General features: G+C 54.0%; 19 protein-coding genes. 11 read left to right on the forward strand and 8 right to left on the reverse strand.

What is annotated here, in order from left to right; translation table 11 throughout:
- The first annotated feature begins 98 nt into the window (after positions 1–98).
- The 3 genes from ACLD3P_RS13810 (at position 99) to ACLD3P_RS13820 (ending at position 3767) form a co-directional block, all read left to right on the forward strand.
- Entirely contained in the window at positions 99–1286 is a 1188-nt protein-coding gene (locus ACLD3P_RS13810) for a sugar diacid recognition domain-containing protein (protein WP_086813652.1), read from the forward strand.
- Between the two features lie 67 nt (positions 1287–1353).
- The gene (locus tag ACLD3P_RS13815) at positions 1354–2622 is read left to right on the forward strand and encodes a GntP family permease (RefSeq protein WP_000200859.1); all 1269 of its coding nucleotides are present in this window, start codon (positions 1354–1356) and stop codon (positions 2620–2622) included.
- A gap of 5 nt (positions 2623–2627) precedes the next feature.
- Positions 2628–3767 (forward strand): glycerate kinase, encoded by a 1140-nt coding sequence (locus ACLD3P_RS13820; protein ID WP_411006385.1) that lies wholly within the window; start codon positions 2628–2630, stop codon positions 3765–3767.
- A 46-nt stretch (positions 3768–3813) separates the two neighbouring features.
- Here ACLD3P_RS13820 and bcp read toward each other — a convergent pair whose 3' ends face one another.
- The gene (bcp, locus tag ACLD3P_RS13825; protein ID WP_001068686.1) at positions 3814–4284 is read right to left on the reverse strand and encodes a thioredoxin-dependent thiol peroxidase; all 471 of its coding nucleotides are present in this window, start codon (positions 4282–4284) and stop codon (positions 3814–3816) included.
- Entirely contained in the window at positions 4284–4856 is a 573-nt protein-coding gene (locus tag ACLD3P_RS13830; RefSeq protein WP_000189061.1) for a glycine cleavage system transcriptional repressor, read from the reverse strand. The genes bcp and ACLD3P_RS13830 overlap by 1 nt, the downstream gene beginning before the upstream one ends.
- Before the next feature lie 145 nt (positions 4857–5001).
- Between ACLD3P_RS13830 and dapA the strand changes: the two genes are divergently transcribed.
- The 5 genes from dapA to tmcA all read left to right on the forward strand — a co-directional run bounded on the left by dapA (position 5002) and on the right by tmcA (position 10847).
- Positions 5002–5880 (forward strand): 4-hydroxy-tetrahydrodipicolinate synthase, encoded by an 879-nt coding sequence (gene dapA / locus ACLD3P_RS13835; protein ID WP_411006384.1) that lies wholly within the window; start codon positions 5002–5004, stop codon positions 5878–5880.
- Positions 5881–5896: 16 nt separating this feature from the next.
- A complete protein-coding gene (gene bamC, locus ACLD3P_RS13840; protein ID WP_000331877.1) occupies positions 5897–6931 on the forward strand; it encodes an outer membrane protein assembly factor BamC in 1035 nt (344 codons plus the stop codon).
- A 174-nt stretch (positions 6932–7105) separates the two neighbouring features.
- Positions 7106–7819: a phosphoribosylaminoimidazolesuccinocarboxamide synthase gene (gene purC / locus ACLD3P_RS13845; protein ID WP_001171630.1), complete on the forward strand. Its 714-nt coding sequence runs from the start codon at positions 7106–7108 to the stop codon at positions 7817–7819.
- Between the two features lie 130 nt (positions 7820–7949).
- Positions 7950–8813, forward strand: a complete 864-nt coding sequence (locus ACLD3P_RS13850; protein ID WP_001267523.1) for a neutral zinc metallopeptidase — start codon at positions 7950–7952, stop codon at positions 8811–8813.
- A gap of 15 nt (positions 8814–8828) precedes the next feature.
- Positions 8829–10847 carry a tRNA cytosine(34) acetyltransferase TmcA gene (gene tmcA, locus ACLD3P_RS13855; protein WP_411006383.1) on the forward strand — a complete coding sequence of 673 codons (2019 nt, stop codon included), beginning with the start codon at positions 8829–8831 and terminating at the stop codon, positions 10845–10847.
- A 26-nt stretch (positions 10848–10873) separates the two neighbouring features.
- Here tmcA and ACLD3P_RS13860 read toward each other — a convergent pair whose 3' ends face one another.
- From ACLD3P_RS13860 to ACLD3P_RS13870, 3 genes are read right to left on the reverse strand one after another with little or no spacing between them, the layout of a single operon-like run.
- Entirely contained in the window at positions 10874–11074 is a 201-nt protein-coding gene (locus tag ACLD3P_RS13860; RefSeq protein WP_000383842.1) for a YpfN family protein, read from the reverse strand.
- Positions 11075–11101: 27 nt separating this feature from the next.
- Positions 11102–12229 (reverse strand): succinyl-diaminopimelate desuccinylase, encoded by a 1128-nt coding sequence (gene dapE / locus ACLD3P_RS13865; RefSeq protein WP_001277825.1) that lies wholly within the window; start codon positions 12227–12229, stop codon positions 11102–11104.
- Between the two features lie 3 nt (positions 12230–12232).
- Entirely contained in the window at positions 12233–12589 is a 357-nt protein-coding gene (locus ACLD3P_RS13870) for an ArsC family reductase (protein WP_000631923.1), read from the reverse strand.
- Positions 12590–13001: 412 nt separating this feature from the next.
- On the opposite strand from ACLD3P_RS13870, the gene ypfM reads away from it, so the two are divergent.
- On the forward strand, positions 13002–13061 hold the full coding sequence (ypfM, locus tag ACLD3P_RS13875) for a protein YpfM (RefSeq protein ID WP_001386977.1): 60 nt from the start codon (positions 13002–13004) through the stop codon (positions 13059–13061).
- Positions 13062–13162: 101 nt separating this feature from the next.
- Here ypfM and acrD read toward each other — a convergent pair whose 3' ends face one another.
- Both acrD and narQ read right to left on the reverse strand, forming a co-directional pair.
- The gene (gene acrD / locus ACLD3P_RS13880; RefSeq protein WP_023205177.1) at positions 13163–16276 is read right to left on the reverse strand and encodes a multidrug efflux RND transporter permease AcrD; all 3114 of its coding nucleotides are present in this window, start codon (positions 16274–16276) and stop codon (positions 13163–13165) included.
- Between the two features lie 184 nt (positions 16277–16460).
- Positions 16461–18161 (reverse strand): nitrate/nitrite two-component system sensor histidine kinase NarQ, encoded by a 1701-nt coding sequence (gene narQ, locus ACLD3P_RS13885; RefSeq protein ID WP_000216814.1) that lies wholly within the window; start codon positions 18159–18161, stop codon positions 16461–16463.
- A 185-nt stretch (positions 18162–18346) separates the two neighbouring features.
- On the opposite strand from narQ, the gene aegA reads away from it, so the two are divergent.
- Positions 18347–20308: a formate-dependent uric acid utilization protein AegA gene (gene aegA, locus ACLD3P_RS13890; protein ID WP_001078942.1), complete on the forward strand. Its 1962-nt coding sequence runs from the start codon at positions 18347–18349 to the stop codon at positions 20306–20308.
- A 447-nt stretch (positions 20309–20755) separates the two neighbouring features.
- Here aegA and pbp4b read toward each other — a convergent pair whose 3' ends face one another.
- Positions 20756–22054 (reverse strand): penicillin binding protein PBP4B, encoded by a 1299-nt coding sequence (pbp4b, locus tag ACLD3P_RS13895; RefSeq protein WP_411006382.1) that lies wholly within the window; start codon positions 22052–22054, stop codon positions 20756–20758.
- 203 nt (positions 22055–22257) lie between these two features.
- Here pbp4b and nudK point away from each other — a divergent pair, with 203 nt between their 5' ends.
- Positions 22258–22833, forward strand: a complete 576-nt coding sequence (nudK, locus tag ACLD3P_RS13900) for a GDP-mannose pyrophosphatase NudK (protein WP_000084033.1) — start codon at positions 22258–22260, stop codon at positions 22831–22833.
- The last annotated feature ends 122 nt before the right edge of the window (positions 22834–22955 follow it).

The raw sequence follows: 22955 nt of genomic DNA on the forward strand, positions 1-22955 counted from the left end.
GGTGACTTAACCTAAGCATTCTTCTGAGAAATTCGTTAATAAGTGACATCATTGATGCGAGATTGCTTTTTTAATGTAAAGCGATAACGAAACAGGGAATGAGTGTGTTGAGAAAACATTACTTGAAAGGGTATACCGCGCGGCAAATTGTACAGCGAGCCATGAAAATTATTCCTTACTCGGTAAACGTCATGGATGAACATGGCGTCATTATCGCGTCTGGCGAACCTTCGCGGCTTCGCCAGCGTCACGAAGGGGCCATTCTGGCGCTGAAGGAAAACCGTATTGTAGAAATTGATTCCGCTACCGCCAATCAGCTAAAAGGCGTGCGATCCGGCATTAATCTTCCCATCTCTTTTCATGAACAGCTTATCGGCGTGGTCGGCATTACCGGCGAGCCGGAGGAGGTTCGCGCGTATGCCGAGCTGGTTAAAATGGCGGCGGAGCTGGTGATCGAGCATATGGTGCTGATCGAACAGCGACAGTGGGATAAACGCTATCGCGAAGAGCTGATCAACCAATTGATTTTTCGAGAAAATTCAACAGAGTCGTTGCGCTCTATGGCGGCCTATCTGGGTATTGATCTGGCGGTTCCCAGAGTGGTGCTGATTATTGAACTTTCCCAGCCGGATCGCGAAGCGCTACGCAATGTAATGGATTATTTCGAGAATCACGCGCGCAACCATTTGGTGACGTTTACCGAATTTAATGAATTAATCATTATTAAGCCTATCACGTTAAAAGAGGGAAAGTGGAATACCCGCCAGGAAATGGGCGAATTGCAGATTTTTAAATCATGGGCTGCATCATCGGGCTTTAGCCGTATTTTGGTTGGGGGTTATTTTGCCGGCGAGACGGGATTGCACCGATCTTTGCTCACAGCGAGAGCCACGCAGGCGATGGCGAAAAGACAAAAGCTGCGCAGCCAGTACATTTTTTATCATGACCACGCGCTTCCCGCGCTGCTAAGCGGACTGTCTGAAAGTTGGCAAGTGCAGGAGTTATCGCGTCTGTGGCTGCAACTGGCGCAACATGACGCGAAAGGCGTATTGCAACAGACGCTGCGGACCTGGTTTGAACATAATTGTGACCTGACGCAAACGGCCAAAGCATTGCATATTCATGTGAATACATTGCGCTATCGCTTACAGCGCTGTGAGGATATTACGCACATAAAAATCAACGAGTTAAAAAGTACGCTTTGGCTTTATATCGGTATGGAGCTCCAGGCCGAATCTGTACCGTCCGACAAGTTACCGCTGCCTGGTCGAATCGAAATTTGTTGAAAGCTCCAGCGGATTTTTAGGCGGGTTTTTCCATACTGCGCGCTCCATGTTAAAGGAGGCGCAGTATATGACGTCGATATCCACCCTGGGAGCCATTGCCGCATTGGTTGTGGCCATCGTATTAATTTTAAGAAAAGTGTCGCCAGCCTACGGCATGATGGCAGGCGCGCTGGTCGGCGGTTTGATTGGCGGCGCCGATCTTCTGCAAACCGTGTCGCTGATGGTGTCAGGCGCGCAGGGCATCGTTAATGCCGTATTGCGTATTCTGGCCGCAGGCGTACTGGCGGGCGTATTAATTGAGTCCGGGGCGGCGAATACGATTGCTGAGACGATTGTCCGCAAAGTGGGGGAAACCCGGGCATTATTGGCATTAGCCATTGCCACACTATGTTTGACCGCCGTCGGCGTATTTATTGATGTGGCGGTGATTACCGTCGCGCCGATTGCGCTGTCGATTGCGCGTAATGCAGGCCTGTCAAAAAGCGCTATTCTGCTGGCGATGGTCGGCGGCGGCAAAGCGGGTAACGTGATGTCACCTAACCCGAACGCTATTGCCGCCTCCGATGCGTTTCATGTTCCTCTTACCTCTATTATGCTGGCGGGCGTGGTTCCGGGCATCGTTGGGCTTATTATCGCCTATCTGTTAGCGAAACGGCTGAATAATAAAGGCGCGGGCGTCGCCGATCATGAAGTGACTCACCATGATGACTCCGTCGCCAGACCCGGTTTTCTGGTGGCGATTAGCGCGCCGCTGGTCGCTATTTTCCTGCTTTCTCTCCGTCCGTTTGCCGGCATTTCCATTGACCCGTTAATTGCCCTGCCCGTAGGGGGATTGGTCGGTCTGCTGTTGATGGGACGCGCGCGCCACTGTAACCAGTACATGGTCGCCGGTCTGATGCGTATGGCGCCTGTCGCTATTATGTTGCTGGGAACCGGTACGCTGGCCGGCATTATCGCTAATTCCGAACTTAAAGATGTCCTGATTCATGGCCTCACCGCTTCGGGATTGCCATCCTGGCTGCTGGCGCCCGTGTCTGGCGCCATGATGTCAATGGCGACGGCCTCAACCACGGCGGGAACGGCGGTGGCGTCCGGCGTTTTCTCTCCCACGTTACTTGAACTTGGCGTTTCCGCCCTGGCGGGAGCCGCTATGATCCATGCGGGCGCCACGGTGCTGGACCATCTGCCGCACGGCAGCTTTTTCCACGCGACGGGCGGCAGCGTCAATATGCAAATTCATGAACGTTTAAAGCTAATGCCGTATGAAACGCTGGTGGGGTTAGCCATTACCTTTATTTCTACTCTGATGTTCGGTTTCTTTGGTTTTGCAGGATAATCCCTATGAAAATTGTTATTGCTCCTGATTCATTTAAAGAAAGTTTGTCCGCAATGGCGGTCGCTGAGGCGATAGAAAAGGGGTTCCGCGAAATTTATCCTGACGCCGACTACGTTAAAGTGCCCATGGCGGATGGCGGGGAAGGAACCGTACAATCAATGGTGGAAGCCAGCGGCGGGCGTTATGTCGACCAGTGGGTACAAGGCCCGCTTGGGCAACCGGTGGCCGCGCGCTGGGGAATGCTGGGCGATAGCGATACCGCCGTGATTGAAATGGCGGCGGCATCCGGGCTGCATCACGTTTCGCCTGAATTGCGCAACCCGCTTAATACCACCAGCTACGGCACCGGCGAGTTAATCGTCGCGGCGCTGGAGCGTGGCGTAAAGCGTATTATTCTGGGAATTGGCGGCAGCGCGACGAATGACGGCGGCGCGGGGATGATGCAGGCGCTTGGCGTTATATTGCGCGATAAACAGGGGCGCTCGCTTTCTCCGGGCGGCGAGGCGCTGGCGGCGCTGGCCTCTATCGATCTGTCCGGTTGTCACCCATTGCTGCGTAAGGTATCGATAACCGTGGCGTGCGATGTCAACAATCCGCTGTGTGGTCCCCAGGGCGCATCGGCCATTTTTGGCCCACAAAAAGGGGCGACAGCGGAAATGGTGAACACCCTGGACGCGGCGCTGGAAAACTGGGGCCGACATATTTATCAGGCTACGGGACGTGAGGTGATTAACGCTCCCGGCGCGGGCGCGGCAGGTGGAATGGGCGCCACGCTTTTAGGATTGCTCAATGCGGAATTACGCGCCGGCGTAGAGATTGTCGTGGAAACGCTACAGCTTGAGCAGGCGGTTAAAGATGCCGATCTGGTGATTACCGGAGAAGGGCGGCTGGACAGCCAAAGTATTTGCGGCAAGACGCCGATTGGCGTCGCCAGAGTGGCGAAGCGGTATCATAAACCGGTTATCGCGCTCGCCGGTGGGCTGCAACACGATCATCACGTTGTGTATCAGCAGGGTATCGATGCGGCGCTGTCGATTTTGTCGCATATCGTTACGCTGCCGGAAGCCTTACACGAGGCGGAATATAACCTGAGCCTGTCGGCGCGCAATGTGGCGGCGATATGGCGTCTGGCGCGGCAAGCCTGACGGCACATTCCCTTTCCAGGCCGCACATCAGCGCGGCCTGAGGCTTTTACGCGTTTTCTTTCAGCCAGTTCAGCACCACATCATGGTGATTGCTGGTTTTAAAATCATTAAAGACGTGTTCAATCTTACCATCAGCGTCAATCAAAAAGCTGATGCGGTGAATGCCGTCATACGTTTTGCCCATAAACGACTTTTCGCCCCAGACGCCGAACTGTTCACACACCTGATGGTTTTCATCGGACAAAAGGGTAAAGTTCAGCAGCTCTTTTTCAGCGAAACGGGAGAGTTTTTCAGGTTTATCGGTGCTGATGCCCAGCACGTCCACGCCTGCTTTTTTGAGCTCGTCCATGTTATCGCGTAAGCCGCAGGCCTGCACGGTACAGCCGGGTGTCATGGCTTTTGGGTAGAAATAAACCAGAACGCGCTGTCCCTGGAAGTCGGTCAAATTTACTTGTTCCCCGTCTTGATCCGGCAAGCTAAATTTCGGTGCGATATCACCGGCTTTCAGTGGATTCATTACTTAACTCCATCCTGTTCATCATGTTGTGAGTAATTGACGACGTTTATACTGCCTTGCGCATTGAGTTCTGTACATAGTGCTTTAAAGGCTTGCTCAATATTTGCGGAATTTTGCGACGCCGGGCTATGTGCGGTGATTTGAATAAATAATTGCGCAGCTTTATCACCTTCAGCCGGCTGCGTGCGGGAGACCAGCTCCGCAATATTCATTTCATGACTATTAAACAGCGCGGTGAATCGCTCAATTAAATGCGGGGAGTCGGCGACCTCAACCTGAACCCATACCGTTGCGGGCATTGCCGGGCGGGGGCGGTCGGACGTCCGTTTCATCACAATCAGCAGATCCAGCTCCGCGCCTTTTAACGGCAATGTCGATTCAATCAAGGTAATCGCGTTCCACGTGCCGGACAACAGCATAATAAACGTGAATTCATCGCCCAGCATCGCCAGTCGGCTGTCTTCGATATTACAGCCGCAACTGCTGACATGGCGAGTAATGGTATTCACAATACCGGGCCTGTCGGCGCCCAGCGCAGTGATAACCAAATAGTGTTGTGATGACGGTGTCAAACCAGTTATTCCTTTGAGCGGTGAGGTAATCTTAAGGAAACCATAAAAAAAACCTGCATACAACAATCAGAACGGCTTTGGTCGCTTGCTTTTATTGCCATACCAAACGTACCATTGAGAGACTTGTTTGCACAGAGGATGGCCCATGTTCACGGGAAGTATTGTCGCGCTTGTTACGCCGATGGATGAGAAAGGTAACGTCAGTAGGTCTTGCCTGAAAAAACTCATTGATTATCATGTCGCCAACGGTACCTCGGCGATTGTTTCGGTTGGCACTACCGGCGAGTCTGCCACGCTAAGCCATGATGAACATGGCGATGTCGTGATGATGACGCTGGAACTGGCTGACGGACGTATTCCGGTTATCGCCGGCACGGGCGCAAACGCGACCGCGGAAGCGATTAGCCTGACGCAGCGTTTTAACGATAGCGGCATTGTTGGCTGCCTGACGGTAACGCCGTACTACAATCGCCCCACGCAGGAAGGTTTGTTCCAGCATTTCAAAGCCATCGCGGAACACACTGACTTGCCGCAAATTCTGTATAATGTGCCGTCCCGTACCGGTTGCGACATGTTGCCGGAAACCGTGGGTCGTCTGGCGGAAATAAAAAATATTATCGCTATCAAAGAGGCGACAGGGAACTTAACCCGCGTTCACCAGATCAAAGAGCTGGTTTCAGACGATTTTATTCTGCTTAGCGGCGATGACGCGTCTGCGCTGGACTTTATGCAACTGGGTGGTCATGGCGTGATTTCCGTTACGGCTAACGTAGCGGCGCGCGAGATGGCTGACATGTGCAAACTGGCGGCGGAAGGGCTATTTGCCGAGGCGCGCGCTATCAACCAGCGTCTGATGCCGTTACACAACAAACTATTTGTCGAACCCAATCCTATCCCGGTGAAATGGGCATGTAAGGCATTGGGTCTTGTGGCGACCGACACGCTGCGCCTGCCAATGACGCCTATCACGGACCATGGTCGTGACATCGTCAAAGCAGCGCTTCAGCATGCTGGCCTGCTGTAAAGTTTAGGGAGATTTGATGGCTTACTCAGTACAAAAGTCGCGCCTGGCGAAGGTTGCGGGTGTTTCGCTTGTTTTGCTGCTCGCTGCCTGTAGTTCCGATTCGCGCTACAAGCGCCAGGTAAGCGGCGATGAATCCTATCTGGATGCCGCGCCGCTTGCTGAACTTCACGCCCCGGCAGGAATGATCCTGCCGATAACGACCGGCGACTACGTTATTCCGGTCACGAAGGGGAGCGGCGCGGTTGGTAAGGCGTTGGATATCCGTCCGCCAGCGCAGCCGTTAGCGTTAGTGAGCGGCGCGCGTACCCAGTTCTCTGGCGATACCGCTACGCTATTGGTGGAGAATGGTCGTAGCAGCACGCTGTGGCCGCAAGTCGTCAGCGTGATTCAGGCGAAAAATTATCCGATTGAAAAACGTGACGATGCCAGCCAGACCCTGACGACCGATTGGGTGAACTGGAACCGCCTGGATGAAGACGAACAGTATCGCGGACGTTATCAAATCTCGGTGAAGCCGCAGGGCTATCAGCAGGCGGTAACGGTAAAACTGGTTAATCTGGAACAGGCTGGCAAGCCGGTCGCTGACGCGGCGTCGCTGCAGCGCTATAGCACGGAAATGATGAACGTCATTTCCGCCGGTCTGGATAAGACCGCTACGGATGCGGCAAATGCCGCGCAGAACCGTTCCGCCGCAACGATGGATGTGCAGAGCGCCGCTGATGATACCGGTTTACCTATGCTGGTCGTTCGCGGTCCGTTCAACCTCGTGTGGCAACGCCTCCCGGCCGCGTTGGAAAAAGTGGGCATGAAAGTCACCGACAGCACTCGCTCTCAGGGCAGCATGGCGGTAACGTACAAACCGTTGTCTGACAGCGACTGGCGGGATCTGGGCGCTAGCGACCCGGGCCTGGCATCCGGAGACTATAAATTGCAGGTCGGCGATTTAGATAACCGCAGCAGCTTGCAGTTTATCGATCCTAAGGGGCATACTCTGACGCAAAGCCAGAACGACGCGCTGGTTGCCGTCTTCCAGGCAGCGTTCAACAAGTAATTTAACAGGGCTGGAGTAATCCGGCCCTTTTTTCTGATAAGATACGCAAACGTGTGCGTCGGTACAAAAACGCGATTTAACCGCTATTTCGCACCACAATTACAGGCCGACGTCTCCGGCAGGCGTAGCAGGAAATGAATACTTATCGTTAATTCACACCCAGGAGTGTTAAAGATGCAAAAGCAAGCTGAGTTGTATCGTGGTAAAGCGAAAACCGTATACAGCACGGAAAACCCGGACCTGTTGGTGCTCGAATTCCGCAATGATACGTCAGCAGGGGATGGCGCGCGCATTGAACAGTTTGATCGCAAAGGCATGGTAAATAACAAATTCAACCATTTCATTATGACCAAACTGGCCGAGGCGGGCATCCCGACCCAGATGGAACGTTTGCTGTCTGATACCGAGTGTCTGGTGAAGAAGCTGGAGATGGTGCCGGTTGAATGTGTGGTGCGCAACCGTGCGGCAGGGTCGCTGGTCAAGCGTCTGGGCGTGGAAGAAGGCATGGAGCTTAACCCGCCGATATTCGATCTGTTCCTGAAAAACGACGCGCTGCACGACCCGATGGTGAATAGTTCCTACTGTGAAACGTTCGGTTGGGTAAGTCAGGAAAATCTGGCGCGTATGAAAGAGTTAACCTACAAAGCCAACGACGTACTGAAAAAACTGTTTGATGACGCGGGTCTTATCCTGGTGGATTTCAAGCTGGAGTTTGGCCTGTATAAAGGCGAAGTGGTGCTGGGCGATGAGTTTTCGCCGGACGGTAGCCGCCTGTGGGATAAAGAGACGCTGGACAAAATGGACAAAGACCGCTTCCGCCAGAGTCTGGGCGGTCTGATTGAAGCCTATGAAGCCGTCGCGCATCGCCTGGGCGTGAAATTAGATTAATTCCGCTTCTGACCGGGGGGCAACCGCTCTCCGGTATCATCCTTTCCTCATTCTGATAGCGTTTACCTGTGGTAATCCTGCGCCTGACCGCCTACGATCATCTGTATAACAAAGAGAGAATGAGGTGATTATGCGCTGGCAAGGGCGTCGTGAAAGTAACAATGTAGAGGACAGACGTAATCGGCCAGGCGGCCCCTCGCTGGGTGGCCCTGGCTTTCGTCTTCCGCGCGGGAAAGGCGGCATCATTCTGTTGGTGGTGGTGTTAGTCGCAGGGTACTATGGGGTGGATTTAACCGGTCTGTTGACCGGTCAGCCGGTTTCGCAGCAGCAGTCGACGCGTTCGATAAGCCCCAATGATGATGAAGCGGCAAAATTTACCTCGGTGATCCTGGCGACGACCGAAGATACCTGGGGGCAACTCTTTCAAAAAATGGGCCGCGGCTATCAGCAGCCAAAACTGGTGATGTACCGTGGTATGACGCGTACCGGCTGTGGTGCGGGTCAGTCCGTGATGGGGCCGTTTTACTGCCCGGCGGACGGCACCGTCTATATCGATCTCTCATTTTACGATGATATGAAAAATAAGCTGGGCGCGGACGGTGATTTTGCTCAGGGTTATGTCATCGCCCACGAAGTCGGCCACCACGTACAAAAACTGTTAGGTATTGAGCCGAAAGTACGCCAGTTGCAGCAAAACGCGTCGCAAACGGAGGTGAATCGCCTTTCGGTGCGCATGGAGCTACAGGCGGATTGCTTTGCCGGCGTGTGGGGACACAGTATGCAGCAGCAAGGCGTACTGGAGGCGGGCGATCTGGAAGAGGCGCTCAATGCCGCACAGGCTATCGGCGACGATCGCTTACAGCAACAGGGGCAGGGGCGCGTCGTGCCGGATAGTTTTACCCACGGCACCTCAGAACAGCGCTACAGCTGGTTTAAGCGTGGCTTTGACAGCGGTGACCCGGCGCAATGTAATACGTTTGGCAAAAACTTTTGATAAACCGGGGCAGGGATGTCTGATATCGATGCGCTACAGGCGTTAACGTCGCAAATGACACAGGAAGGCATTCGCCGTTTACTGGTCATCAGCGGCGATGCGGCGTGGTGCCGGGAGCGGGCCGAGGCGATACGCGCTGCGCTGCCCGGTGACTGGCTGTGGGTCGCGCCTGACGCGCCCGCCCAGCCGCGCTGTACGCCACAGGCATTACAAACGCTGCTGGGCCGTGAATTCCGTCATGCGATATTTGATGCCTGGCAGGGCTTTGACGCCGCAGCGTTTGCCGCCCTGAGCGGGACCTTGCAGGCCGGAAGCTGGCTGCTTCTGCTGATGCCGCCGTATGAGACGTGGGAAAGCAGGCCTGATACCGATTCACTGCGCTGGAGCGACTGCGCGCAGCCTATCCCTACACCGCAGTTTGCACAGCATCTTAAACGGACTCTTTCCCGCGATCCGCAAACGCTGCTGTGGCGACAGCGCCAGCCGTTTTGCTGGCCATCTTATCCTTCCCGTGAACGCTGGCGACCCGCCACCGGCGAGCCGCAGCCGGAGCAGGCGGCTATCTTATCGCGTTTACGTGAAATGCCGCCCGGCGTGGCGACGGTGATTGCCCCCCGTGGGCGCGGCAAATCGGCGCTGGCCGGGCAATTCATCTCCCGGATGGCGGGCACGGCTATCGTGACCGCACCGGCGAAAACGGCAACGGATATCCTGGCAGCGTTTGCCGGTGAGCGGTTCTGCTTTATGGCGCCGGATGCGTTGCTGGCGAGCGGGGCAAGAGCCGACTGGCTGGTAGTTGACGAGGCGGCGGCAATCCCCTCGCCGCTGCTGCTGCAACTGGTTTCGCGCTTTCCCCGCATACTACTCACCACCACCGTTCAGGGCTACGAAGGCACCGGACGCGGTTTTTTACTTAAGTTTTGCGCCCGTTTTCCGCAGCTTCACCGCTTCACGCTTCGTCAGCCTGTCCGCTGGGCGCCAGAATGCCCGCTGGAAAATATCGTCAGCGAGGCGCTGATATTCGACGATGAAGCGTTTGCGCAGGCGCCACATGGCGCGATAGCAATCTCGGCGTTTTACCAACAGGCCTGGGGGGAGACGCCCGCGTTGCCGAGGGCTGTGTATCAGTTACTGTCGGGGGCGCACTATCGTACTTCGCCGCTGGATCTGCGCCGAATGATGGATGCGCCAGGGCAGCATTTTTTGCAGGCTACGGCGAATAACCGTGTGGCGGGCGCCCTCTGGCTGGTCGAAGAGGGCGGGCTATCCGCAGAACTCAGTCAGGCTGTATGGGCCGGTTTCCGGCGTCCGCGTGGAAATCTGGTGGCGCAGTCGCTGGCGGCGCACGGTAGCGACCCTTTAGCCGCGACGCTGGTCGGGCGTCGCGTAAGCCGTATCGCGGTGCACCCCGCCCGCCAGCGCGAAGGCATCGGTCAGCAGTTGATTGCCTGCGCGTGCATGCAGGCGGCGCAGTGTGATTATCTTTCCGTCAGCTTCGGCTATACGCCTGAGCTGTGGCGTTTCTGGCAACGTTGCGGCTTTGTGCTGGTACGGATGGGCAACCATCGGGAGGCGAGCAGCGGTTGCTATACGGCGATGGCGTTATTGCCGCTGAGCGACGCGGGACAACGGCTGGCGCAACAGGAACACCGACGTTTGCGCCGCGATGCGGATATCCTGACGCAGTGGAACGGCGAGGCGATACCGCTGGCGGCGTTGCGCGAACAGGCGCTTAATGATGAAGACTGGCGTGAGCTGGTCGGTTTTGCGTTCGCGCACCGCCCGCTACTGACATCGTTAGGTTGCCTGCATCGTTTACTGCAATGCAGCGCATTGCCATTGCCGGCGCTGAGAGGGCGGCTGGAGGAAAAAGCCAGCGATGCCGAACTGTGCGCCCGGCTACGCATTTCAGGCCGTAAAGCTCTGCTGGCGTTGCAGCGTGCGCAGGCGGCGCAGGCGCTGATTGCGCTGGATGCCGGACGAACGCAGCGTTTACGCGACGTAATGCCCGGCGGTGGGGACCATGCCGGATAGCGATACCTGTCCGGCATGTTATCCGGTTACTTTTTCGGCTGATCTTTCTTCGGCCAGTCTTCTTCATCGTCCCACTTATCGTTAAAATCGCGATGCGGGGGCAGCTCAGGTTTATTGGCAAGGAATTTCTTATGGTCGATGCGTTTGAGATCTTTGATCACATTCAGCAGTACGCCTACCAGAAACACCAATACCAGAATCCACCAATATTTTGCCAGCCAGTCCATGCTTATTTCCTCTTACAGGAACGCTCATCAGGCGACGAGCTGTTCCATAATACGTTGATACATACGAGCCAGTAGCTGGAGATCGGCGGCATTCACACATTCATTAATTTTATGAATGGTGGCGTTCACCGGCCCCAGTTCTACCACCTGCGCTCCCATACGGGCGATAAAACGTCCGTCGGACGTACCGCCCGTCGTCAGTAATTGCGGTTTAATTTCATTATAGTGCTCAATGGCGTTTACCACCGCGTCCACCAGCTTGCCGCGTGCGGTCAGGAACGGCTGGCCGGAAAGCCACCAGTCTACGGTATAACGCAGCTGATGCTTCTCAAGCAGCGCATGTACCCGCTCTTTGATCATCTCATCGGTCAGTTCCGTGCTGAAACGGAAGTTAAACTGCACGAACAGTTCACCGGGAATGACATTATTGCTGCCGGTGCCTGCCTGGATATTGGCTACCTGCATACTGGTGGCCGGGAAAAAGTCATTGCCCCGATCCCACTCGATAGCGACCAGTTCATTAAGAAAAGGCGCGGCGCGATGAACAGGGTTATCCGCCAGATGCGGATAGGCGACGTGCCCCTGAACGCCATGAATAGTGAGGTTACAGGTGAGGGAACCGCGACGCCCGTTTTTGACGACATCACCCACAATTTCAGTACTGGAAGGTTCGCCGACCAGACAGTAATCCAGCCGCTCGTTACGGGCCATCAGCGCTTCAACCACCTTGACGGTGCCATTTTTTGCGCTGGCTTCCTCATCAGAGGTAATCAAAAACGCGAGGCGGCCCCGGTGATGAGGATGCTGCGCAACAAAACGTTCAGCAGCCACCACCATGGCCGCCAGTGAACCTTTCATATCCGCCGCGCCGCGACCGAACAACATTCCGTCGCGAATCGTAGGCTCAAACGGCGGATTGATCCAGCGATCGACATCGCCAGCCGGTACGACGTCAGTATGCCCGGCGAACGCCAGCGTTTCGCCACGCCCACGCCATGCCCAAAAATTTTGCGTGTCGCCAAAATCCATATGCTCAATGGTAAAACCGATTTTACGCAGGCGTTCAATCATTAATGCCTGACAGCCTGCGTCATCCGGACTCAGGGAGGGGCGACGAATAAGTTGCTGTGTCAGCTCAATAACCGGGCACGACATAGACTACACCTCATCAAAAAACTGCTGATAACGGGATTCACTGAAACCAAGCAGCATAGGCTTCCCGGGCGCGCAGAGCAATGGGCGTTTGATGATTGCCGGCTGTTCAACCATGAGAGCAGCGGCGGAGTCGGCATCGGTAATCCCGCTGCGATCGCCTTCATCCAGTTTGCGCCATGTTGTGCCGCGCGTATTCAGTAAAGGCTGCCAGCCGAGTTCGGCAATAAAGGTATTAAGAAGAGGGAGGTCTATGCCATCCACACGGTAATCGTGAAAACGATAATCAATGCCATGCTCCTCCAGCCAACGGCGCGCTTTTTTGATCGTGTCGCAATTCTTAATGCCATAGAGGGTAATCATATTGAATCCTTTAACGCGAAATTCGAATAAATAATCAATAGTATCGTCTGCGGGATAATAAGTGTGGCTGTTAATGGTTATTTATCCAGCGCTGATCGGCAATCAATATAACATTGTTGAGTGAATGTGAATAATGATTCCAAAACGTTCCAGATGTGGCTTGTTTATAATTCGCGGGACAAATCCTATTTTGCGTATATGCAATTGATTGTTTTTTAACCCGATTTGATAAAGTAGTAGAAAAGGTATTAATGTTGCTAAATATTGCAGTAAGTCACATAAAATTTACGGCTACAGCGCCATAGTAATATCATAGACAGCGTAACCAGAGGATATCGCAACAATCGGTTAAATGAACTTCTCTCTATACCGCTAACTACGTAGAATACCCATAATAATAAGAGAGGCTATTATGATTGAACGTGAACTGGGGAACTGGAAAGATTTTATCGAAGTCATGCTTCGTAAATAAATGCCTGGAAGGCACCGCGCTCCCATAGGGGATAAGAAAAGGCGACTCAACGAAAGTCGCCTTTTTTGTGCCCGACACCTCGTATCAGGCTGGCCGGGAGCTTATTCCGGGCGCGGCTTCAGCGGGAAGCGGCGACGTATCAGCACGAAAAACAGGGGTACAAAGAAGATAGCCAGAATGGTTGCTGAGATCATTCCCCCCATCACGCCGGTTCCGACAGCATGTTGGCTACCCGAGCCTGCCCCGGTGCTGGTGGCCATCGGCAATACGCCAAAGATAAACGCCAGCGAAGTCATCAGTATCGGTCGCAGGCGTTGGCGGCTGGCGTACAGCGTGGCGTCTAACAGCGCGTGTCCCTTCTGATTCATTTCGTTGGCGAATTCCACAATCAGAATCGCGTTTTTCGCCGAGAGGCCGATAACGGTCAACAGCCCCACCTGGAAGTAAACATCGTTTTCCAGCCCGCGCATCCAGGTAGCGAGTAGCGCGCCAATGACGCCGAGCGGCACAACCAGCATCACCGAGAAGGGCACCGACCAGCTTTCATACAATGCCGCCAGACACAGGAAGACGACTAATAGCGAAATAGCGTACAGCGCAGGCGCCTGCGCGCCGGAGAGCCGTTCCTGGTAAGACATGGCTGTCCATTCCAGGCCAAAACCGCCCGGTAGCTGATGCACCAACGACTCCATGACATCCATCGCCGTCCCGGTACTGACCCCCGGCGCGGCCTCTCCGACAATTTCTACCGCCGAATAGCCGTTATAGCGTTCCAGACGCGGCGATCCGGTTTCCCAGCGCGAGGTGGCGAAGGCGGAGAAGGGGACCATGCCGCCGTCTTTGTTACGGACATACCAAAGATTAATATCATCCGGCAACATACGATATTTCGCCGCGGCCTGAACATAGACCTTCTTCACGCGGCCCCGGTCCATAAAGTCGTTGACGTAGCTCGATCCCCAGGCTGTTTGCAGGGTGTCGTTGATATCGTCAATCGATACGCCCAGCGCCTGCGCTTTTCGTTGGTCAATATCAATTTGCAGTTGCGGGCTGTCGTCCAGGCCGTTGTGACGCACGCGGGTCAAGGAACTGTTTTTCCCGGCCAGCTCAATGAGTTGATCTCGTGCGGCCATCAGCGCGTCATGGCCTGCTCCGGCGTGATCCTGTAATTCCATATCAAAACCGGCGGAGCTGCCCAGACCGCTAATTGCCGGCGGGCTGCTGGCGAAGACGCGAGCTTCTTTAATCTGGTTAAACGCTTTTGTCGCCCGCTCAATAATGGCGAACGAGGAGCCGGTGGTGGGATCGCGCGCGTCCCAGTCTTTCAAGCGAACAAACATGCGCGCGACGTTTTGCCCATTCCCGCCAGGGCCGGAACCTACCGTCGAGAAGACCGACATAATGTTGTCTTTCTCATGGGTGAAGTAATAGTTTTCAACCTTTTCAACGACTTTCAGGGTCTGCTGTTGCGTAGAACCGCTCGGTAGCTGGATAGACGTAGTGAACATGCCCCGATCTTCTTGCGGTAGAAAGGAGGTGGGGAGACGCAAAAACAGGAACACCATGCCGCCAAGCAACAGAACATAAATCAGAATCCAGCGCAGGCTGCGATGCAAAATTTTCGCTACGCCTTTCTCATAACGTTCGGCATTACGATTGAAGGTACGGTTAAACCAGCCGAAAAATCCGCTTTGCCCGTGTTGTTCGCCTTTGTTCAACGGTTTTAATAACGTTGCGCACAGCGCCGGCGTCAGGATCATGGCGACCAGCACCGACAGCACCATTGCCGAGACAATGGTGATAGAAAACTGACGATAAATCGCCCCGGTGGTACCGCCAAAGAACGCCATCGGCACGAATACCGCAGACAGCACCATCGCAATACCGACCAGCGCCCCCTGGATCTGCCCCATGGATTTGCGCGTCGCTTCACGCGGCGTGAGCCCTTCTTCGCTCATGATACGTTCGACGTTTTCCACCACCACGATGGCATCGTCGACCAGGAGCCCGATCGCCAGCACCATCGCGAACATGGTTAATGTGTTAATACTGTAGCCAAACGCGTAAAGCACGGAGAAGGTGCCCATTAATACCACCGGCACGGCGATCGTCGGAATCAGCGTGGCGCGAAAGTTTTGCAGGAACAGGTACATCACCAGGAAAACCAGCGCGATAGCCTCCAGCAACGTTTTGACCACATCGATAATCGAGGCTTTAACAAAGGAGGTGGTTTCATACGCGATCTTGTATTCCAGGCCGTGAGGGAAGTACTGCGCCAGCTCGTTGAGGCGATCCAGCACCAGCTTCGCGGTCGCCATTTCATTCGCGCCGGAAGCCAGCTTAACCCCAAGACCGGAAGCCGGATTGCCGTTAAAACGGCTGAGGTAGTCATACTTTTCCGCCCCCAGCTCCACGGTGGCGACATCGCCCAGTTTGACCTCGGAACCGTCCTGATTAACGCGCAGGGTGATATCGCGAAATTGTTGCGGCGTTTGCAGCAGTGACTGCGCATTAATGGTGGCGTTCAGCGCCTGCTTGTCGACCGAAGGCGTACCGCCAAGCTGCCCGACGGCGATTTGCGCATTCTGCGACTCAATTGCATCGGTCACGTCTTTCGTGGTCATCTGAAAACTATTCAATTTGGCCGGATCGAGCCAGATACGCATAGAGTACTGTGAACCATAAGCGTCAATATCGCCCACGCCGTTGACGCGGCTGAGCGGGTCCTGAATATTACTGGCGACGTAGTCGGCGATATCCTGCTTGTCCATAGAGCCGTCGGTAGAGACGAAAGCGATGGTCAAAATATTGGTATCGCCCGTTTTGCGTACCGTGACGCCTTGATCCTGTACCGCCTGCGGCAGTTTACGCATCGCGGACTGTAACTGGTTTTGCACCTGCTGAACCGCCTCATCAGGATCGGTTCCCGCAATAAAGCTCAGCGTGATGGTCGCCTGCCCGGTTCCGCTGCTTTGTGATGACATGTACATCAGATTATCGAGGCCCGTCATATTCTGCTCAATAACCTGGGTTACGGTATTTTCCAGCGTTTGCGCCGACGCTCCCGGATAATTCGCGGTAATACGTACGTTGGGCGGCGCCAGATCGGGATATTGTTCAACAGGTAAAGAGAAAATGGCTAACGCCCCTGTCAGACACAACAGGATAGCCAGCACCCAGGCAAAAATGGGGCGATCGATAAAAAAATTCGCCATTAAAGGGGAACCTCGTGTTTCTACATATCGTTATAGATTTGAACTGCTTCACTGTAGCGGCAAGCTACGAGCCAAACGTGGAGAAATAAAGGAGATAATGTAAATTATCATGCGCTTTTACAGCATACTTTTTGTGCCAACGCCGGAAAGCCTGACATCTGGCCTTCCGGCGATTTGCCGTTCTTTACGTTAACTGACTCTCTTCCTTGTTGGAGGAGCGAAAACTGATACTGACCAGTGTGCCGCCGCCGGAGGGTTGCGAAAAATTCAGCGTGCCGCCAAGGCGCTCCGCGCGCTCACGCATTATATTCAGACCATAGTGTCCGGCAGGCTCATGCGGTTCGCCGATACCAATGCCATTATCGCGAATATAAACAGTATGATCGCCGTCAGGCGCGGTAACGCAGCTCACGGCGATTTCGCTCGCGTTGGCGTGTTTAATGGCGTTCAGGACCGCTTCACGCACAATTTGCAACAAATGCACCTGCATTTGCGCATCCAGCGCCAGCGTGGGTAAACGGCAATCCAACGTGAGTTTGGCCGGGGTCTGACTCTGTAAATCTTCCAGCATCTCATGCAATGCGGAGGGTAAATCGGCCTGCTGTAACGTCAGACGGAACGTGGTGAGTAGCTCGCGAAGCTGACGGTAGGCGTCGTTCAGCGCTCTGGAAAAATCCGCCATGATGCTTTGCGCGCCGGCGTTATCCTCAGGAATAGCGCGCTTCAAAAGCGTTAACTGAATACGTAAATAAGAAAGTACCTGCGCCAGCGAATCGTGTAGCTCACGGGCAATCGTCGCGCGCTCTTCCATTAACAAAAGTTGCTGGAAGTGTTTTTGCGCCTGATTAAAGTACAAACCACGCCCCAGCATCGTGGAGACGCTGTTCAGCAGCGGCGTAGAGGCATTAACGTTGGGGCTTTGCCAGTGGAGTTCGCCATAGACCGTGTCCTGCATCGTCACTGGCAGCATTTGCATCGGCAAGTCGGGGCTTTGCGTGCCTTCGCTAATCCGCCAGTTATCGCCCACGGTTAACTCCAGATACCAGGCGGCGTCATGTTCACGGACAATTTGCAAAATATGGCGAAAACAGTGGACATCGATTTGGCTGGTATTCAGCGCCTGAGAGCACTGGTATAACACCTCCAGGCGGCGATGCGCTTCGTGCAGATCGTGCGTTTTTTCTTCCACCGAGGCTTCCAGCGAACGATAAAGTTTATGCAGCTCGCTCGACATCTGACTAAACGTTTTCGCCAACAATCCCAGCTCATTGGGTAAGCTGGTATCCAGCGGCAGCGGGGCGAACTGACCATGTTCAATACGCTGACTGGCGGTGACCAGTTGATTCAGCGGGCGAACGACCTGCTGGCGAATACGCCGTAGGGTAAAAAAGACCAGCGTAAATATGCCGATACCGCCCGCCAGCGATATGGCGACGACCAGCATGACTTTACGCTCGGCGTAATGCTGTAACGCCAGAACGAAGAGATCAATTTGATCGACGTAATTGTTGATATTGGTCTGATACCAGGCAATGTCGCCGTCCTGTAGGCGGCTATTCATCTCCAGCCAGTTGGCGTGCAGGCGCGCGTAGCGAGTTTTCACCGCCTGCGGCACATACCAGGCGTTGAGATTTTGCAGTACCGGCGAGTTGAGCGCGTGCTGGAAAAGTTGACGATGCGCATTAATCTGCGGGCTACGGCTTTGCAGATCGTAACCCAGCCGATAGCTCTGCATTCGCAGCGAACCGGCGATATTGATCGCTTCGGCATCCCGTAAACTGCTGGTCAGCGTCAGTAATGCGCTGCCGGTGGACAGAATAGACAACAGCACAATATAGAAAAAAGCCTTAGCCAGACTGGCTGAGACCGGGCGTTTAACCGTCACGCTGGCACTCCCCGCATTTAGCTGAATCGCAATTGCATTTGCTTTGAAATAAATTGATCTGCCACAGGTTCTGGACAGATAGTTGTGCTTCCTGGGCAGATGAACATTGCCGACCCCGCCTTCGTCAGTTAATAACAATGCTCATATAAAGAATAAGGTTTTTACAACCAAAACAGAAGGATGCCATGAATCGTTTTATTATGGCCAATAGCCAGCAGTGTCTGGGGTGCCATGCCTGCGAGGTCGCCTGCGTAATGGCTCACAATGATGAGCGCCATGTCCTGACGTCACAGCGCTATCAGCCCCGAATTACTGTCATCAAACATCAGCACCAGCGCAGCGCGGTCACATGTCACCATTGCGAAGATGCGCCCTGCGCCCGTAGCTGTCCGAACGGCGCGATCGCGCATATTAACGACAGCGTGCAGGTCAATGCGCAGAAGTGCATCGGCTGTAAATCCTGCGTCGTCGCCTGTCCATTCGGCACCATGCAGATGGTATTGACGCCCGTCGCGCCAAACCAGTTCAAAGCCAGCGCGCATAAATGCGATCTGTGTCAGGGACGTGAACAGGGTCCGGCCTGTGTGGAAAATTGCCCGGCGGATGCGCTGCAACTGGTCACCGAAGACTCGTTGACCCGTCTGGCTAAAACGCGACGGCTGCGTACCGCCCGGCAGGAGATTCGCCCCTGGCATACCGTGGATACACAACACAGTGGGACAGCAAGCAGCAAAGTCGAGCGTATGCAGGCGACGCCGCCACGCGGCGAACCGGATAAACTGGCGATTGAAGCGCGTAAAACCACCTTTGAGGAAATTTATCTGCCGTTTCGCGCCGCGCAGGCGGAGCGTGAAGCGGCCCGCTGCCTCACATGCGGGGAACACAGTATCTGCGAATGGACCTGTCCGCTGCATAACCATATTCCCCAGTGGATCGAACTGGTGAAAGCCGGCGATATTGATGCGGCGGTAGAGCTTTCCCACCAGACCAACTGCCTGCCGGAAATTACCGGGCGCGTCTGTCCGCAGGACCGGCTATGTGAAGGCGCGTGTACACTCCGCGATGAGTATGGCGCGGTTACCATCGGCAACATTGAGCGCTATATCTCCGATCGCGCTCTGAGCAAAGGCTGGCGTCCCGACCTGTCGGACGTACAGAAGAGCGATAAGCGCGTGGCGATTATCGGCGCGGGGCCGGCAGGTCTTGCCTGCGCTGACGTGCTGGCGCGCCATGGCGTAAGCGCCACCGTCTACGATCGCCATCCGGAAATCGGCGGTTTACTCACCTTTGGTATTCCGGCTTTCAAACTGGATAAATCTCTGCTGGCGCGCCGTCGGGAAATCTTCAGCGCGATGGGGATTCGTTTCGAGCTTAACTGCGAAGTAGGGAAAGATATTTCTCTGGAGACGCTGCTGGAAAGTTATGACGCCGTCTTTGTCGGGGTAGGAACCTATCGTTCCATGAAGGCTGATTTACCGAATGAAGACGCGCCGGGGGTATATGATGCGTTGCCATTCCTCATCGCCAATACCAAACAGGTGATGGGGCTTCCGGCGTTGCCTGACGAGCCGTTTATTGATACTGCGGGCCTTAACGTAGTTGTGCTGGGCGGCGGTGACACCGCAATGGACTGCGTACGTACGGCGCTGCGTCATGGCGCTGCTAACGTCACCTGCGCTTATCGCCGCGATGAGGCCAATATGCCGGGGTCGAAAAAAGAGGTGAAAAACGCGCGGGAAGAGGGCGCGAACTTTGAATTTAACGTTCAGCCGGTTGAGTTGGTGCTGGATACGCACGGGCGCGCCAGCGGTATTCGCTTTTTGCGTACGCGGCTTGGCGAACCGGATGGTCAGGGGCGACGCCGCCCGGTACCTGTACCGGACAGCGAGTTCGTGATGCCGGCGGATGCGGTCATTATGGCGTTTGGTTTTCATCCGCATGGTATGTCGTGGCTGGAATCGCATGGCGTGAAGGTGGATAACTGGGGACGTATTGCTGCCAGCGTCGAGAGCGAGTTTCGTTACCAGACGTCCAACCCGAAAATTTTCGCTGGCGGAGATGCGGTGCGCGGCGCCGATCTGGTGGTGACGGCGATGGCAGAAGGCCGACATGCGGCGCAGGGGATACTCGACTGGTTAGCTAAATAAGCGTATTTGTAGGCCGGTTAAGGCCTGGAACGGTTAAATGATTGAGTGATAAAAAATCTTAAACTTATTGGCTAACCTTACTCCGTTTGCAGAAATGTTGACGCTCGCAGGGCTGGACGCCCTGCGATAAACATTTTCCCGCCGGGGCGACGTTTAACAGGCCTGATGAGGCCAATCTTAGTATTGAAAATAGAGTGTAAATTGAAGGAAGGGACGCTATCAGAATCCCTTCTTAGAGCCTATCCCATTAGGGCTATTTTACTTGCCATTTTGGACCTGGGCAGTGCTCGCCAAAACGCGTTAGCGTTTTGAACGCCGCTTGCGGCGGCCCGAAGGGCGAGCGTAGCGAGTCAAACCTCACGTACTACGTGTACGCTCCGGTTTTTGCCGCTGTCCGTGTCCAAACTGGCTGCGCCAATAACGCCTGGTGGGATAGGCTCTTAATTTTTATTTTAAGGAACCATATATCTGGTCAACAATCCAGCCATACGTCGCCGCAGGTAATAACCCACTGACAAAAACATTCGGGTTCACTTTAGGATTTGCTACCGGCGAGTGCGGCCTGTTACCTAAAATCACAATCGCCATATGGTTAACCGGATCGATAGACGTCAGCGTGCCGGTCCATCCGGTATGTCCATACGTTTGCGGACTGGCTAATACCCCGAACGTGGGGGTCATTGAGGCGTTGCCGTTAACGCGCCACCCCAGACCAAAGGTAGCGTCTTCTGGCGAGCGGCGAGTAAACTGCGCAACCGTTTTGTCGTCGAATAGCTTCACGTTACCGTAGCCGCCCCCATTGAGCATGACTTGCATTAACACAGCCATATCATGGGTGTCAGAAAACAGTCCGGCGTGTCCTGAAACGCCGCCCATTGAGTACCAGGCTTTTTCGTCATGCACCTGGCCCCATAGTGTATTGGTGCGAATATTGGGGAAATGAATCACGCCGTCACGCGTATTGCCGTGTAGTTCCGTTGCGGCGATTTGCGGCGGCGTGAAGCCTTTCATCAGCGGGTTAAAGACGGTATGTTTTAATCCAAGCGGTTTGTAAATGGTGGTTTCGACGTAGCGATCTAATGGCATTGCCGTTATCGATTCAATGATAAAACCAAGAATCATATAATCCACGTCGCTGTAGATATGCTTCGACCCAGGTTGATATTCCAGCGGTGTCTTTTTAATCATCTCCAGAGTAGTGCTTTTACTCTGTGAGAATAATTTACCGGCGACGTTTTTATTGGGATATTGTGGGTCGGCAGGAAAGCCCGCGACGTGATGAAGAATATCAATAATGCGGAGTTTATCTTTGCCTTTTATTTTATCCCCAGGCATATCCTTAAAGCCGGGGATGTATTTTGATACCAAATCATTGACATCTATTTTTCCTTCATACACCAGTTTTTGCAATGCAAAGTTAGTGGCATACATTTTTGTGTTTGAAGCCAGGTCATACATCGTGTTAGTGGTCGCCCGAATAGGATGGGCTAACAGCGTGGAACCGTCATATTTTTTGGCATAGCCCCAGGCTTTTTGTAGAACAATATGATTATCTTTTATCACCAGAAGATTGATGCTGGGATATCCGGCATCAATTTGATTTTGAATCCAGCCATCAAGTCGGTGAAGTTTTTGGCTATCAAACCCCACCTGAACAGGGCTCGCGGTGGTCAATACCGGATACTCAACGGCAAAAGCTGAAAGGGAAAACGTCAGTAGAACCGTCGCAACGAGAGTAAATTTCATGATGATTCCCTCAGTCTCACTCCGGCCGTCAAATCATATCGCGAGCATGGACTCTGCGGCCCGGAGAAGCAGAATATGGTCATGGCAGTGACAGAAAAATATGGCTGTACGTCCGTTCAGTCGGCATTAAGGATTAACCCTTCAGCAGACAAAACCGACCTCACGGCGTAATATTAATGCTCTTTTTACACCCTGGAGCCAGCATGTCGCAAACCATTACGCTTATTAAGGATAAAATTCTTTCTGATAATTATTTCACTCTGCGCAACATTACCTATGACCTGACCCGTCGTAATGGCGAGGTTATCCGTCACAAGCGTGAGGTTTACGATCGCGGGAATGGCGCAACCATTCTGCTTTACAACTCAACTAAAAAAACCGTGCTTCTGGTTCGCCAGTTTCGCGTGGCGACATGGGTCAACGGTAATCAAGACGGTATGTTAATTGAAACCTGCGCTGGCCTGCTTGATAACGACGAGCCGGAGGTCTGTATCCGTAAAGAGGCCATTGAAGAGACAGGGTATGACGTTGGTGAGGTACGCAAGATATTTGAGCTTTATATGTCACCAGGCGGCGTCACGGAGCTGATTCATTTCTTCATTGCCGAATATCATGATAGCGAGCGTGCCAGCATCGGCGGCGGCGTGGAGGACGAAGAGATTGAGGTGCTTGAACTGCCGTTTTCCCGGGCGCTGGAAATGGTGCGCTCAGGTGAGATTCGGGACGGTAAGACCGTGTTATTGCTTAACTATTTACAGACGTCTCATCTAATGGACTGAAAAAAAAGAAATATATTTCTTTACACAAAAAAGACCAATCCGATAAATCTGATTGAGAACCCTGAGGCGCGCAAGGAAGATACCGCCTTAGCTGTGTTGTTCTGAATCTGGGGTTGTTCCGT

Origin of the sequence: Salmonella sp. 741265073_HBA (assembly GCF_046569105.1) — a bacterium.
GTDB classification, from domain to species: domain Bacteria; phylum Pseudomonadota; class Gammaproteobacteria; order Enterobacterales; family Enterobacteriaceae; genus Salmonella; species Salmonella enterica.

What these genes read in the sequence shown, in the direction of transcription:
- ACLD3P_RS13810 (WP_086813652.1), top strand. Translation starts at nt 99, where the DNA reads ATGAGTGTGTTGAGAAAACATTACTTGAAAGGGTATACCGCGCGGCAA.
- ACLD3P_RS13815 (WP_000200859.1), top strand. Translation starts at nt 1,354, where the DNA reads ATGACGTCGATATCCACCCTGGGAGCCATTGCCGCATTGGTTGTGGCC.
- ACLD3P_RS13820 (WP_411006385.1), top strand. Translation starts at nt 2,628, where the DNA reads ATGAAAATTGTTATTGCTCCTGATTCATTTAAAGAAAGTTTGTCCGCA.
- bcp (WP_001068686.1), bottom strand. Translation starts at nt 4,284, where the DNA reads ATGAATCCACTGAAAGCCGGTGATATCGCACCGAAATTTAGCTTGCCG.
- dapA (WP_411006384.1), top strand. Translation starts at nt 5,002, where the DNA reads ATGTTCACGGGAAGTATTGTCGCGCTTGTTACGCCGATGGATGAGAAA.
- bamC (WP_000331877.1), top strand. Translation starts at nt 5,897, where the DNA reads ATGGCTTACTCAGTACAAAAGTCGCGCCTGGCGAAGGTTGCGGGTGTT.
- purC (WP_001171630.1), top strand. Translation starts at nt 7,106, where the DNA reads ATGCAAAAGCAAGCTGAGTTGTATCGTGGTAAAGCGAAAACCGTATAC.
- ACLD3P_RS13850 (WP_001267523.1), top strand. Translation starts at nt 7,950, where the DNA reads ATGCGCTGGCAAGGGCGTCGTGAAAGTAACAATGTAGAGGACAGACGT.
- tmcA (WP_411006383.1), top strand. Translation starts at nt 8,829, where the DNA reads ATGTCTGATATCGATGCGCTACAGGCGTTAACGTCGCAAATGACACAG.
- ACLD3P_RS13860 (WP_000383842.1), bottom strand. Translation starts at nt 11,074, where the DNA reads ATGGACTGGCTGGCAAAATATTGGTGGATTCTGGTATTGGTGTTTCTG.
- dapE (WP_001277825.1), bottom strand. Translation starts at nt 12,229, where the DNA reads ATGTCGTGCCCGGTTATTGAGCTGACACAGCAACTTATTCGTCGCCCC.
- ACLD3P_RS13870 (WP_000631923.1), bottom strand. Translation starts at nt 12,589, where the DNA reads ATGATTACCCTCTATGGCATTAAGAATTGCGACACGATCAAAAAAGCG.
- acrD (WP_023205177.1), bottom strand. Translation starts at nt 16,276, where the DNA reads ATGGCGAATTTTTTTATCGATCGCCCCATTTTTGCCTGGGTGCTGGCT.
- aegA (WP_001078942.1), top strand. Translation starts at nt 18,347, where the DNA reads ATGAATCGTTTTATTATGGCCAATAGCCAGCAGTGTCTGGGGTGCCAT.
- pbp4b (WP_411006382.1), bottom strand. Translation starts at nt 22,054, where the DNA reads ATGAAATTTACTCTCGTTGCGACGGTTCTACTGACGTTTTCCCTTTCA.
- nudK (WP_000084033.1), top strand. Translation starts at nt 22,258, where the DNA reads ATGTCGCAAACCATTACGCTTATTAAGGATAAAATTCTTTCTGATAAT.